11 protein-coding genes are annotated in these 13,555 nt (G+C 46.7%); 3 read left to right on the top strand and 8 right to left on the bottom strand.

All coding sequences use genetic code 11. The features are described 5' to 3' along the window. Positions 1-67: 67 nt before the first annotated feature. Entirely contained in the window at positions 68-310 is a 243-nt protein-coding gene (locus tag AB3Y94_RS11275) for a hypothetical protein (protein WP_367296299.1), read from the bottom strand. 200 nt (positions 311-510) lie between these two features. Between AB3Y94_RS11275 and AB3Y94_RS11270 the strand changes: the two genes are divergently transcribed. Next, on the top strand, positions 511-3,264 hold the full coding sequence (locus AB3Y94_RS11270) for an MMPL family transporter (RefSeq protein ID WP_367296298.1): 2,754 nt from the start codon (positions 511-513) through the stop codon (positions 3,262-3,264). Between the two features lie 69 nt (positions 3,265-3,333). Here AB3Y94_RS11270 and AB3Y94_RS11265 read toward each other — a convergent pair whose 3' ends face one another. The 4 genes from AB3Y94_RS11265 to AB3Y94_RS11250 all read right to left on the bottom strand — a co-directional run bounded on the left by AB3Y94_RS11265 (position 3,334) and on the right by AB3Y94_RS11250 (position 7,592). Next, complete coding sequence (locus tag AB3Y94_RS11265) at positions 3,334-4,215, bottom strand: IS3 family transposase (RefSeq protein ID WP_367295048.1); 882 nt, start codon at positions 4,213-4,215, stop codon at positions 3,334-3,336. Beyond that, a complete protein-coding gene (locus AB3Y94_RS11260; protein WP_260338565.1) occupies positions 4,215-4,745 on the bottom strand; it encodes a helix-turn-helix domain-containing protein in 531 nt (176 codons plus the stop codon). The genes AB3Y94_RS11265 and AB3Y94_RS11260 overlap by 1 nt, the downstream gene beginning before the upstream one ends. 486 nt (positions 4,746-5,231) lie before the next feature. Further along, complete coding sequence (locus tag AB3Y94_RS11255; protein ID WP_367296297.1) at positions 5,232-6,677, bottom strand: MFS transporter; 1,446 nt, start codon at positions 6,675-6,677, stop codon at positions 5,232-5,234. Between the two features lie 438 nt (positions 6,678-7,115). Continuing rightward, positions 7,116-7,592 carry a MerR family transcriptional regulator gene (locus AB3Y94_RS11250; RefSeq protein WP_367296296.1) on the bottom strand — a complete coding sequence of 159 codons (477 nt, stop codon included), beginning with the start codon at positions 7,590-7,592 and terminating at the stop codon, positions 7,116-7,118. A 201-nt stretch (positions 7,593-7,793) separates the two neighbouring features. On the opposite strand from AB3Y94_RS11250, the gene AB3Y94_RS11245 reads away from it, so the two are divergent. Then, positions 7,794-8,285 carry a C40 family peptidase gene (locus AB3Y94_RS11245; RefSeq protein WP_367296295.1) on the top strand — a complete coding sequence of 164 codons (492 nt, stop codon included), beginning with the start codon at positions 7,794-7,796 and terminating at the stop codon, positions 8,283-8,285. A gap of 685 nt (positions 8,286-8,970) precedes the next feature. Here the strand turns inward: AB3Y94_RS11245 and AB3Y94_RS11240 are convergent. Together AB3Y94_RS11240 and AB3Y94_RS11235 are read right to left on the bottom strand one after the other, a co-directional pair. Beyond that, positions 8,971-9,405: a GNAT family N-acetyltransferase gene (locus tag AB3Y94_RS11240; RefSeq protein ID WP_367296294.1), complete on the bottom strand. Its 435-nt coding sequence runs from the start codon at positions 9,403-9,405 to the stop codon at positions 8,971-8,973. A gap of 16 nt (positions 9,406-9,421) precedes the next feature. Next, positions 9,422-10,087, bottom strand: a complete 666-nt coding sequence (locus tag AB3Y94_RS11235; RefSeq protein ID WP_367296293.1) for a histidine phosphatase family protein — start codon at positions 10,085-10,087, stop codon at positions 9,422-9,424. 274 nt (positions 10,088-10,361) lie between these two features. Between AB3Y94_RS11235 and AB3Y94_RS11230 the strand changes: the two genes are divergently transcribed. Next, a complete protein-coding gene (locus tag AB3Y94_RS11230; protein ID WP_367296292.1) occupies positions 10,362-12,452 on the top strand; it encodes an LTA synthase family protein in 2,091 nt (696 codons plus the stop codon). A gap of 84 nt (positions 12,453-12,536) precedes the next feature. Here AB3Y94_RS11230 and AB3Y94_RS11225 read toward each other — a convergent pair whose 3' ends face one another. Further along, positions 12,537-13,532 carry an NAD(P)/FAD-dependent oxidoreductase gene (locus AB3Y94_RS11225; protein WP_367296291.1) on the bottom strand — a complete coding sequence of 332 codons (996 nt, stop codon included), beginning with the start codon at positions 13,530-13,532 and terminating at the stop codon, positions 12,537-12,539. Positions 13,533-13,555: the final 23 nt, after the last annotated feature.

Here is a 13,555-nt window from a genome sequence, read left to right as displayed (position 1 = left end):
AGTAACTTTTTAATAGTTAATCCAGTTTACGCGAAACCCCTCGCCGCTTCAACCATTTTGCCTCTAGTTAGTCGTCAGTTACCGGTTTAGCGGCGTCCGTCAGGAATTGTTGGAAACGCCGGTCAATCTCTTTTTGGCGGGAAACGGTCGTTAACGTCGTGGGCACGTTCGCTGTGATTTGTAAGTAAGCGAACATAACTTGACTGGGGTCTAGGTGCGCCTTAGCTGCCAATTGACTGGCAAACGGAAAACGTTGCTCCGTCAGCATTGCTGCGAAGGGACTTTGGTAGGATCGATGATGTTTTGACATGGTATTTGCCTCTTTCTACTTGAATTCGCGATTCCCTACTTTACCGGTTAAGAACTTTAAGTCAACTAAAGAGTTTCTTAACTTTTCTTAAATCCACCCGAAAACAGCCCCAATTTTTCCTATTATGGTAAAATTAAACATGGACTACACCCTGCTTGCACGGCGGGAAATTGATTACATAGAGAGGACTCAGACTACATATGCAAGAACGGATAAGAAAGCTTCATCATAACCGAATTTTTGCACTCGTATTCTGGTTAATCGTGGTCTTTGCGGCCATTATTACCCTACCAAATGTCAGCACCATCATCCAGTATGATGGCCAGCCCCAATTGGCAAATACGAGTCAACCCGTAAAAGCGACCCAGATTAAGAACACTTGGGGGCGTAATTTAAACGGGACCTACACCGTGAATGCGGTCTACAATAACCCGGACGGCAAGTTAACCACTAAGCAACTCAGTGCAATTGACAAGTCTGTAACGGAATTGCAAAAGCGTTCGACGTATTACGGCGTCAAGAAAGTTACCACGATGACGAATACGCCAACCGCTAGACCGCAACTTTTCTCTAAGGACCAGTCAACCGAAGTTGTTCAGCTAGAGGTCAGTCATAATCAAGGAACTGTTCGGCAAATCACCGATCAACTTTCCAGTCAGATTTCGACCATTGGCTTGAACACCTACGTGACAAGTCCCGAAATTGTTAGTGACGCAGCCAATGAACACATTGCATCATACACGTTAATTGTTATCCTGATGACGTTACTGATTGCCTTAGTTGCCATGGGGATTTTATTCGCCTCAATCATTGCCCCTATCATCACGTTCCTAGCCATTTTAATCAGTTATATTTCCACACTGAGCTTGGCAACTAACCTGGCCTACCACTGGAACTTTGCGTACTCTGAATTTACGCCGATCTTCCTGTTGATGGGTATCAGCCTCTTCACCCTTCTAACGAGCTTCTGGTTCTTCCGTGACCTACGGAACCACGTTGATGACGGTGAAGAAAGTCAGGTCGCCACAACAGATGTTGTTCAAAATCTGGGGTATCGGATTCTGATCAGCACGCTAACGTTAACCTTGGCATTTGGGAGCCTAATGCTCTTCGACTTCTCAACTATTCGCGCCTTTGGCCTACTCGGAATTGGTTTTGCCATTACTGGGATTGCCAGTGTCACCCTGATCCCCGTCTTTACTGGGATGCTCGGTAACAGTCTGTTCTGGCCAAAGAAAACGCGGCCAGCACTCAAGGACCACAAGCTCTGGCATAGTCTTGCCCGCTTTGGTCTTTGGCAACCTTGGATCGCCATTCTGGCAGTTCTCTACCTTGCCGGTCCATTTGCCTATGGTTACCGTAATCAATTAAGCTACAACAACTCGCAAGATATTCCGAATAATCAAGCCGTGCAGGGTGCTCGGGTATTAAGCGCACACTTTGGTCAAGGAAAGGCCACGCCTGTGACCCTCTACCTGCAAACCAACAAGCGCTTGGATAATCAAAATCAACTGTTCCAATTAGATAATTTAACCAAGAAATTGCAGGCCCAACCTGGCGTTGCTTCGGTTACTTCAGTCACGCAGCCTGGTGGGCAACCAATCACCCAGTACTACGTTTCTAATCAGTTAAGCACGTTGAATGAAGACTTAACTGGCGTAGTTGGCCAACTTGGAACCGTTCGTAACGACCTGAAGTCTGACAGCTCCAACCTACGTCAAAAGGACTTGAATAAGGAAGTTAAACGGCTGCAATCACTGACCTCCAAGACAAATGGCCTGGTCAGCGATAGTAGCACGTTACAAACCTCCTTACAAAGTGCTTTATCCCGTTCAAATGCTTCTGGCAGTAGCAGCGCCTCCAAGAAGGTTACCAGCTACATTGCCCAACTGAACGCCGTCAACACTGAGTTAAACTCGGCATTAAGTACGTTGACTACCCTGTCTACGGGTGTCAACACGTCAAACACCGATGCAACGACCGCTCATTCCAATTTGAGTAACTACGCTGACACCCTAAAGGCCGTTAACGATAGCCTGAAGAGTTCACGGAAGCAAGTTGTTAGCATGCAAAAGACGTTGAACAAGATGTACACCTACCTGGGTGGCTTGCAAACGTCTGAAGCTGCTAAGGCCCTCTACCTCACACCGACCCAATTAGCCAGTGGTGATTTCCAACAATCCATGGCTAACTTCACGAACCAAAACGTGAAGTCCACGTACCTGACGATTACACTGAAGCAAGAACCTAACGCTAAGAACACGGCCGAAACCTTGGACCAACTGCGTCAGGTAGCTACCAGCCAATTACGTGGGACCGTCTTGGCAGGTTCAACGTTGACCTTCAGCGGTCAGCCAGTTACGATGGCCACCATCCAGAATCAGTACCAGCATGACCTACCACGAGTTCTCCTGTTAGTCTTTGGCATTACGTTACTCCTGCTGATCATCTTCAGTCGGTCCCTCTTGCAAGCCAGCTACTGGTTCTTAACGTTCTTGGCATCAACGTTGGCCAGTTACCAACTAACCCACCTCATTATGAAGTGGTTGACCGGTGATGGCGACTTCAACTGGCAGGTTCCCCTGCTGGCATTCGTCCCACTGACGGTCCTCGCAGTTGTTGAACTGACCCAGTTAGCGTTGAGTTACCGACTAAATGATGCACCGTTGCTTGATTGGTTACTTCCTGGTATTCATGAAGTCGGCCAAACAATGCGGCACTCCCTGTTCATCATCATTGCCGGAGTGCTCGGGCTCTTAGCCGCAGAATCGCAAACGTTAACGGCGGTTACCCTGATCACTATCTTCACGGCAATCATCTTCAACTTGGCACTGCCACTAATGGCATCCTCGTTCGGAAAGCTGTCAGTTATCATTCCAGCACAAAAGCCGCATCAGTTCCGTCGACAACGACGTGCTGACCGGCCTACTAAGAAAGACAAAGAATCTAAATAATCTTCAGTAACAAAAGGGGTTTGAGACAAAAGTCTCAATGAAGTGAACCCTTAAAGTTGGACACAGAATTTACGCTGCCTTCTGGATGGCGAGTTCCCGGTATTTTTCCGGGGACTTGCCATCCAGTTTTGTTTTGATCCGACGTTTATTGTAAAAGTTGATCCATTCAGTCATAGCTTGAGTCAAGTCTTCCTTGTTCTCAAAATGTTCATCCATAACTTCGACCTTCATGATGTGGAAGAATGATTCAACTGACGCATTGTCTAGGCAAGTTGCTTTGCGTGACATACTTTGAAATACGCGATGTTCTTTGAGTGTTTCTCGCCAGAATTTGTGTTGGTACTGGAAGCCTTGATCCGTGTGGACTGTTGTTCGATAGCCTAATTTTGGCAATCTCTCTAAGGCTTCTTTAAGCGGTTTTAAAGCGAACTCTACTGTCGGATGGTCACTGATGTTGAAAGCCAATACTTCGCCTGAGAAGAGGTCAATGACTGGTTCTAAGTAGACCCGTTCACTTTGACTCATACCACCATATCGAAATTCACTAACATCTGTGACCAGTTTCTGATAAGGACGGTCCGTCTTGAATCGTCGGTTTAACCGATTTGACGCAATTTTACCAACGGTTCCTTTGTATGAATTATATTTACGTTTTTGGCGATTGTATGCTAAACAAAGCCAATCATGCTCATGCATTAAGCGTAAGACTCGCTTATGATTCACTGTGAATCCATGTTCTTGTAAGGCTTTAGTTAGTCGTCGATAACCATACTTCTTGGTGTACTTAGAATCCTCCTGCCGAATCTCATCGATTGCCTGAATGATTGGAGAATCATCTAGTTTTTCACGCTGACGATGTGAGCGTGCGTAATAATACGTACTTCTTGGTACTTTGACGACCTTGAGTAGGAGCTTGATGGGCACTTGAAAGACCTGCCTTAACTCGGTCACTATTTGCGAGATTTCTTGTCTGCTGACTTCTTCTGAGCTAAGGCATCGAGTTTTTTTAGGTATTCATTCTCAATCTTTAACATCAAGTTTTCTTGTTTTAATTGCTTCAATTCATCGGCGGTACTGGAGTTATTGCGACTCTTTGAAGGCTTCGTTTGCTTATGTTTAGCCATGATTTTAGGCTTTCCTCGCTTCCGTTCAAGGCCAGCGATTCCTTGCTCCTCAAAGCGCTTCTCCCATTGCCAGATGGTGCTTGGCGAAGATAGATTGAAGTGCAGAGCCGTTACCGGAAGCGAGGCCTGATGTTGTTTTCTCCAGTTTAATACATCAACCTTGAACTGACTAGAATATTCTGGCTTCTGATCCTTCAGCTTCAATCCAGCTATACCGTATTTCCGGAAGCGACTAACCCAAAGAAGGATAGTTTCTTCCTTGCTGATACCATGTTTTCTGGCCAATGAGGTTGATCCAACTCCACTCAAATATTCAGTGACGACCTTAATTCTAAAATCTAAATCAAACTTAACCATAGTAAAACCCCCAAGGTTGGACTTTCTGTCCAACCTTGGGGGTTCACTTCACAAACCCCTTTTTGTGTTCCGAACATACAGGGTCGAAGCGTGCGCCAAAAGGCAGTCAACTTCGCTTAACCCCGATAAACAAACAGTCCAGGACCGGGGTTGTTCGTCTATCGACGTTAATGCTCATTGACTAAACGCCTTTTGTCTCACTCTCCTTTTTTCTAATCACGCTCCTGCAACCAGAACGAAAAGCTGCTGCGGGAACGCTTCAGCCTAAAAATCAGGCTTCTCACTCGACTTGAAACCACGACACCTTGTGTCTTCATGTTCTCAAGTGCACCCTGGCTACCGCCGTCTAAACTATGCTTTAATCGCAACAATACCACTACTGTGAAATTCCAACTTATTGGGCAATGACCACATACTCAGAATTGTCCATTTAGCGCCAAGACTAGTGCCCTATGCCCAGTTTACACTCTCAAATTCTCATTTTACTTAGTCAGTCAGTTTCCCCGACCGATGCGTAAACATCCGCCAACCCGTAATAGCCGTGGCAACCAGGCAAATGGCCAGGGATACCATGAATGCTACCCGCATACCGGCGATAAAGATTTCAGGATGGCTGGGTAAGTAAGCAGTCACATGTTGGCCTGCATAGTGGCCCATCGCCGAGAAAAGCACCGTCGTGGCGATAGAAATACCAATAACCATACCTAATTCCCGGGCTAGTGCATTGATACTCCCAGCAACCCCTAAGTTTTGAACCGGCACCGAACTCATGACAATCGTATTATTTGGTGACATAAAAATTCCGTTACCCAAACCAACCAACCCAATGAAGAACATGAAGATCCACAATGGCGTTACGAGATTGGCCAACATGTACCCGACTTGACTGATAGATATGAGAATCAATCCGATAAACGTTAATAATTCAGGCCCAATCTTATCTGAAACGGCGCCGGCAATTGGTGCCACGACCACTTGAACAATGGGAAAGGTCATCAGCGCATACCCAGCGTAATTAGCGGCCATCCCCCGAGCATTTTCCAAGTAAAATGGTGCAATAACGTTAAAGAAAAAGTTTGCGACAAAGATCAGGAAAGCACACAAGATACTGATAGAAAATTCTTTGTTCTGAAACAAATGCAACGCCAGAATTGGATTAGTCGCTCGCAATTCAACGCGCACGAAGAAAATCAAAGCAAACGCCGCAATGACAAACAAACCAAGAATCATTGGTCGCCCAAACCCAATCTCCTGGCCAACAAAGATGCCGGCAAACAAACTCACCATCAATATGGCAAATAAACTCGCACCAGGAATATCGATTAACTCCTTGGTCACGATCAAGTCCCGGGGTAAGATTCGTTGTCCAATCAAAAGAGCCACGATTCCGACCGGCACGTTGATCCAAAAAATATACCCCCAACTGAGGTGGGCTAGGATAATGCCCCCGATTCCAGGACCTGCAATACTCCCTAAAGCAACAAAAGACCCAATCATCCCTAAAGCGCGTCCCCGTTCGCTAAAAGGAAAAACTTCCGTAATAATTCCGTTGCTGGTTGCCATGGTCATGGCCGCACCCACAGCTTGAACTGCCCGGCCACCTAATAGGAATGGTAAGCCAACACTGAATCCGCAAAGTAATGACCCTATGGTAAAAAGTACGGACCCCAGCTTAAAGATACGAATCTTCCCGCGAGTATCCCCCAGTTTCCCAAATAATAGCAGTAACGCACAAATAATAATTAAGTAGATGGAAACTACCCACTCCACTTGGTTCATCGGAATGGTCATATCCTTACTCATCACGGGTAAAGCAATATTGACGATACTGGCATCCAACGTTGACATAAAAATAAACAAACACACTGCCACCAAAATCCACCAGCGATGTTGCTGGATTTGTGGATCAGCTGTAAAATTCTTTCTTGCCATGCTTACTCTCCCTCAGTCAGAGACGCTAGCCGGGTAGTCACCCAATCCGCTTTCGTCTATGCCCTTAATTTTTGTAGCTGATTAGCCCGCAGTCCATCGACCACATCAACTGGCCCAAACTGAATAAGTCATACCCACTAATCAACTCCTCGACCCAAAGTATAGTCTACCGACCAGCCATCAGCCAAGAAAATTTTGTGAAAGCTCAGTTACCTAATCGCGTGGATTTTAAGGCGTATAACCAGCAAGCCTGAACGGCGAAAAAAGCTCGTTTCTGGACTAGTTAACGTTTGCGCTTAAGCTAAACTGGCTGCTCTTTGTCACCCATTTCAACTAGCTACATTCGGAGCACAAAAAGGGCAGAGACTTTTTGTCCCCAACCCTGATCAAAAAATATTTCATTTGTAACATAAACAACTCACTCGGTAATATTTCAATTTATGCCGGTGTATTTTGCGTGACGCGTTGTGCTTCTTCGTTAGGTAATAATTTGTAATGAACGGCGCCTGTATCCTCTTCTGGAATCAGTGCCATCAACGTTTGGGCCTCATCGAATGGGCCAAGGTTAATCGCCATCTGACCATCGACCTGAGCCAAGCCCCGCATCCCCCGTGAAACAAACCGGTGAATATATTGAATTCGATCTTGCCGTTCGGCGGCCAATTTCCCAGCTGTAGCGAGCGTATAACCGGTGTCCAAATAGTACTTAATCATCGAAACCCGAACAAAAGTCTTAAAGGTATAAACCCGAGCCTGTTGCCCATCTTCTCGTTCTTCAGACTCTATAAGCCCTTTCTTTTCCCAGTAACGCAACTGTCTAGCCGATACATCGGTCATCGCGGCTAGCTCCCCAATTCGAAAAACTAATCGACGAATATCAAAAAATTCCCGTACTTCCTCCGTAAATTTGGCCAAGCCGTTCTCCTCCTCATACCTGTAAACTTACTTGCCAGTCATGTTAGATTTTACCAAGTAAATCGCTTAAATTGCAAGTTTATTGCGAAAAGTAACGTTTTGTTTAAGACATTTAACGCCTTTGCAATTGCGCTGTTACATGATTGTCACATTACATTGGTACTCTTATAGTTGTAAATTTCATGAGGGGTGTTTATAACAATGAAGAAAGTCATTAAAACAATTGCAACAGCAGCATTAGTTTTCACAGGTTTCTTTGCATTTAACGCCGGTACCACAACTTCCGCTTCCGCCGCTACCAAGGCTTCTACAAGCTTTAGCTCAGTGTACAAGGTTGCTAAGTCTCACTTAGGCGCTCGTTACGTCTACGGTGCTACTGGTCCTTCATCATTTGACTGCTCAGGTTTTACTGGCTACATCTACAAAAAGGGTGCCAAGGTTACGTTACCACGGACTGCTCAAGCGCAATACAACTCCTTGAAGCACGTCACTTACAAGAACATCCAAAAGGGTGACTTGGTCTTCTTCGGTGGTAGCAAGTACTCTATCTCCCACGTTGGGATGTACATCGGTAAGGGTAAGATGATCGATGCCCAGAACCGTGGTGTTGTTCGCGAAGCTGTTCATGCCCCTTGGTGGCACGCGGTTGGTTACGCACGTGTTAACACGCCAGCTGCTACTGACGCTGACTAATCCGTTTCACAGTTCAGTAAACAAATACCTCATGAAATCAACTGAACGCTAAAATATTATCGCGTTGCGCATAAGCATTTGGCTTATGGCAACGCGATTTTTTTTATTCAAAATCAGTTTGCTATTGGCGCTCTCCGGTGGCCAGGGTGGCCCTGCTGTGGGGACGCTTCAGCCAAAGACCGGACTTCTCGCTCGACTTGAAAGCCACGATAAAGTTGTGTCTTCAAAGTCGCCTATAGCCCAACCTAGCAAGAAACGCTAGCTAACGCTATTTTCACGGCTGGCCCACCCTGTCCGCCTCCGGCTTAGACTGTCTAATTGTGACCAAACCTATGAAAACTAGCGCTTGACGTATGTTCCCATAAACATGTCACTATGCCCTTCCACATCTCCTAGACACATTACTGCCTCTTACATAAAGATGAACAACCGTTCAATACTCGCTTAGCTACCATAACAGACTAACTAGTCGAACCATCAACAACACCTAGAACATCCGCTCAACCTCAGTACAGTAACATTAAACTGACTATCGCCTGTAAAACAGTCACAGTTACCGCCATCGATATCAAAGGTCCCCACAGCTGAGCCCCAGTCCTGGCTGCCGGAAGCGGCACATGGCATGTACGGTAAAAAGGATGCGTGACCGGCTAATCCAATCACACATCCTTCAATTTACAAAAACCTATTTAACTTGATACTGAACCGTCCGGTGTTGAATACCAGCCTCTTTGAATGGCTCGCTCACAGGTTCAAATCCCAGTTGCTGATAGAAATCTAGCGCAGTCAATTGGGCATCCAGCTCGATTCGGCTGACATCAGACTTCTTCGCGTCGCTAATGATCTGCTTAATGAGTTCCCCAGCATACCCGTGTTGGCGTTCATCAGCCACCGTTGCTACCCGCTGAATTTTGACACGATTTCCAGCCAGCATATCAATTCTGGCCGTCGTGACTGGTTTGTCGTCCACGTAGCCCACGTAGTGCATCTTGTCCTCGTCAGCGCCATCTAACTCGTCGCGAGGGTCAATCCCCTGTTCTTCAATAAAAACGTCCTTACGGATACCTAAGGCATCATCATAGACGGGGTTCTTTTTACCCCAAGCCATTCTACATTCCATCAAATCGTCCTCGCTCCTAATCTTTCTGATTATAACTCAAAACTTTAATGTCATCGGGTGTTAAGGAAAGCTTGGTAACACTTCCGTTAGCTGGCCGAACACTCAAATCATACTGACCCTGACCATAACGTTCCATCAGACTGAGCAACGTGTTACCGTGACTGATTACCAGGACGTTATCACCATCTTTCAGAATTGGGTCCTGGCGAATCATGTCAAATCCTTGGTCGACCCGAGCCCAGTACTCTTCATTGTTTTCGGCCTGACGGAAGGGATCGGCTTCCTTCAAGAAATCTTTCGCCTTACCAATTGAATATTTTTCTTCAATTGCCTTAAACGACGGCACTCCATGTGGTGCCCCAGCAACGTACCACGCCTGGGCCATGTCGGTCCCCTCGTAATACCCGTAAAACTCTTCTCTGAAGAAATGGGAAGACGTTAAATTAGCCGATGGTTGCGACAAGTTAGCTGCTAAGATGGTCCGCGCCGTTTGCTCAGCCCGCGTGGTATCACTACAGTAAGCTGCGGCAAACTGCACGTCCTTAAGCCGTTCAGCGGCCCCTTTGGCATCCGCAATCCCTGCGTCCGTCAGCGGAGAATTGCTCCAACCCTGCAATTTGTTATAGATGTTGAAATAGGTTTGGCCGTGCCGAACCAAATAAAGCGTGATTTGCTTGTTCATAACGTTTCCACACCTTTCCGTCTGAATTACCTCTAGTGTACCAAATTATTCTGCGATAGCGGTTACAATTTCGCAACCCACTTAAAATTTTCCTAAACTTCCTCCTGAAACCGTCAAGGCCCACCGCAATTTGCTACGATGGTGAAAATGTGTCAAAAACGGGCGCAACCTATGACACCTGCAACTATGGTAAAATAGGACTACTTATCCGTAAACGAAGGAGCGAAATTACGTGGAACGTTTCAAAAAAATATGGGCCAGAACAGGGACCCGCATGGGATTTGTTACCCTGATGGTCGTCCTGTTTTGGGCAAAGACCCTAGTCGCCTACTTCGTCGACTTCAACTTAAATCTGAGTGATCCGTTTCAATTTCTAATTGTGCTGATCAATCCCATTGCTGCCACCCTACTCGTCTTTGGGTTGGCACTGTACTTTAAACGAGCACGATTCTTCTATCCCTTTTTATTTTTAATTGATATTCTGAATACCCTGCTGCTCTACATCAACGTCATCTACTTCCGAGAATTTACCGACTTTATGACGGTTAGCACCATGCTGGGGTACTCCAAGGTCGACCAGGGGCTGTCAGGAAGTTCATTAGCTCTGACCTCACCACACGATATTCTATACTGGTTAGACCTCGTGGTGGTCCTCTTGTTATTGGCTACCCGTCGCATCTACATTGACCCCCGACCACTGAACAAACGGGTCGGCTTTGCCGTGACTTCCGTGGCCGTGCTCCTCTTTGGCGTCAACCTGACTCTGGGTGAGATGGATCGGCCACAACTACTGACCCGGACGTTCGATAGAACCTACGTCGTCAAATACTTAGGCCTGGACGCCTTCACCGTTTACGACGGTATCAAGTCCGGTCATACCAGTGAACTACGCTCCCACGCGAAGAAGTCCGAGTTGACTGGGATTCTTAAGTACGTCCACAAAAACTACGCAGCGCCCGATAAGAGTCTATATGGTGTGGCAAAGAAGAAGAACGTCATCGTGATTCACTTGGAGAGTTTCCAACAATTTTTAATTAACAAGAAGGTCAACGGTCAAGAAGTGACGCCGTTCCTCAATAAGCTCTATAAGAGTAAAGCAACCTATAGCTTTGATAACTTCTTCCATGAAGTCGGTCAAGGTAAGACCTCTGACGCAGAAACCATGTTGGAGACCGGAACTTACGGTCTACCTCAGGGATCGCTATTCACGCAGTTAGGAAGCGACAACACTTTCCAAGCGGCGCCAGCCATCCTTGACCAGTCAGGATACACCACTGCCGTCTTCCACGGAAACGTGGGCAGCTTCTGGAACCGGAATAATACTTACAAAAACCTGGGTTACCAGTATTTCTTCGATGCCAGCTACTATGACACTTCCGGTGACAAATCGTTGGGTTACGGGTTGAAGGACAAATTGTTATTCAATGATTCCGTCAAATACCTGCAACACCTACAACAGCCGTTTTACGTGAAGTATCTGACTGTTACGAACCACTTCCCGTTCACTTTGGACAAGGAAGATTCAACCTTCAAGACACCCAACACCGGCGACAAAACCGTTGATAATTACTTCAAAACGGCTCACTACCTCGACCAATCCATCAAGGAATTCTACCATTACCTACACAAGTCAGGCCTGGACAAGAACTCATTGGTTATGATCTATGGAGACCACTATGGAATCTCTAACTCGTCCAACAAGAGTTTATCCAAGCTCCTGGGCGTCAATCCAGATGACTGGAACGATTACGACAACGCCCAACTTCAACGGGTACCAATGATGTTCAACATGCCTGGCTACAAGAAAGGTAAGATTGAACACACCTATGGCGGCGAAGTTGACGTCTTACCAACCCTGTTACACCTGATGGGAATCAATAGTAAGAAGTACCTGCAATTTGGGACCGACCTACTTTCTCCAGGCCATTACCCAGTCGTAGCCTTCCGTAATCGCGATTGGGTCAGCGCTGATTATACGTCGATCGATGGGAATATTTATAGCAACAAAACCCAGCAGGAGATTCAGCCAACTGGTAAGCAAAAAGAAAAGATTGACGCCATGCAAGAACACGTAACTAATGGGCTAAACTATTCCGATTCCCTTAACCAGAAAAACCTCCTACGGTTCTACCATCCTAAGGGATTTAAAGCGGTTGATCCGCAGGACTATAACTATTCTGATGGTCTTCAGAAAGCGGAAAAGTTGGAAAAGAAGCTGGGCTTAAAGTCCACTAGCCTCTTCTCCAGAAATGGTGACAAATCCACACAACCGTTCTACAAGACGGATGCACCAGAAATCAATCACAAGTCCACCGACTCCAACCGTATCAAAATTACTAACCAAGACGACACCAGCGGCAAATAACCGCCAGTCGACCAACGAAAAGAAGCTGTCCGTTCGATCTCTTGATCGTGCGGACAGCTTCTTTGTCGTTTAGAATAAACACGCTTATTGTTTAGGGGTTAGCGAAGTACTGTGAACGGGACCACGGCGGTCGGGGAAAAAGGTGCTCATGATGGCTTGAACCGCCACCGGTGCTTCACCGTAACCGGTCGCAATCAGCGGCTGTTTTCCCCGATACATGACGCCATCCCCAATGGCATAGATTCCCGCAACATTAGTGGCCATGGTTGAGTCCACCGCAATCAAACGATGGTCCTCCGCCAAATCGACGTCCCAAGCATCTAATGCCTGATGATCTGCCGTAAACCCATAGCTGACCACTAATTTATCCACCGTCTGATGCGCTAATTCCCCCGAGCCACCAACGGTCTTCATCGTCACGTCCAAGGCACCAGTAGCCGTTTCCTGCAAGCCACTGATCAGAAAGGGCGTCACCACTTTTACCGTAGATTGTTCGAGCAAGTCGACCATGTGGGCCAACCCCCGGAATTGGTTACGACGGTGCAACAGGGTCACGGACTTTGCCACAGGCGCCAACATCAGGGCTTGGTCAATGGCTGCATCACCACCACCTGCTACCATGACATCCTGATTGCGAAACGTTTCAAGATTTCGGGCACTGTAGAATAACTGACGATTAGTAAATTGCTCGGCATTTTCAACATTTAGCTTACGCGGGGTAAAGGCCCCGTTGCCAACGGCCACAATGATGGCCCTTGTCTGAGTCGTCTCCCGCTCCGTGGTCACTGTAAATCCTTGCCCATTCGCAGTAACGTTGGCCACCGCCTGTCCCGTCTTAATGGTTAACGGAAATTGTTTTAACTGTCGCCGTTGCCCAGCAATCAGCTCTCGTCCTTTTATAGCAGGTAACCCTGCGACATCTAGAATTCTTTTTTCAGGGTACAATGCATTCACCTGACCACCCAATTCGGCCAGGCTCTCAATCACCTGTGCTTTAGCGTTGTGCATCCCGGCATAAAACGCGGCAAACATGCCTGCGGGGCCCCCACCAATAATGGTAATATCATAAGATTCTGTCATTTAACTAGTCTCCGTTTTCTTAA

This window comes from Levilactobacillus yonginensis, from assembly GCF_964065165.1.
Lineage (GTDB): Bacteria > Bacillota > Bacilli > Lactobacillales > Lactobacillaceae > Levilactobacillus > Levilactobacillus yonginensis_A.
This window is presented reverse-complemented; position numbering and strand designations above follow the sequence as displayed.

Excerpts from the sequence above, each read along its gene's own strand:
- AB3Y94_RS11275 (WP_367296299.1), bottom strand. The coding sequence starts at position 310 with ATGTCAAAACATCATCGATCCTACCAAAGTCCCTTCGCAGCAATGCTG.
- AB3Y94_RS11270 (WP_367296298.1), top strand. The coding sequence starts at position 511 with ATGCAAGAACGGATAAGAAAGCTTCATCATAACCGAATTTTTGCACTC.
- AB3Y94_RS11260 (WP_260338565.1), bottom strand. The coding sequence starts at position 4,745 with ATGGTTAAGTTTGATTTAGATTTTAGAATTAAGGTCGTCACTGAATAT.
- AB3Y94_RS11255 (WP_367296297.1), bottom strand. The coding sequence starts at position 6,677 with ATGGCAAGAAAGAATTTTACAGCTGATCCACAAATCCAGCAACATCGC.
- AB3Y94_RS11245 (WP_367296295.1), top strand. The coding sequence starts at position 7,794 with ATGAAGAAAGTCATTAAAACAATTGCAACAGCAGCATTAGTTTTCACA.
- AB3Y94_RS11240 (WP_367296294.1), bottom strand. The coding sequence starts at position 9,405 with ATGGAATGTAGAATGGCTTGGGGTAAAAAGAACCCCGTCTATGATGAT.
- AB3Y94_RS11235 (WP_367296293.1), bottom strand. The coding sequence starts at position 10,087 with ATGAACAAGCAAATCACGCTTTATTTGGTTCGGCACGGCCAAACCTAT.
- AB3Y94_RS11230 (WP_367296292.1), top strand. The coding sequence starts at position 10,362 with ATGGGATTTGTTACCCTGATGGTCGTCCTGTTTTGGGCAAAGACCCTA.
- AB3Y94_RS11225 (WP_367296291.1), bottom strand. The coding sequence starts at position 13,532 with ATGACAGAATCTTATGATATTACCATTATTGGTGGGGGCCCCGCAGGC.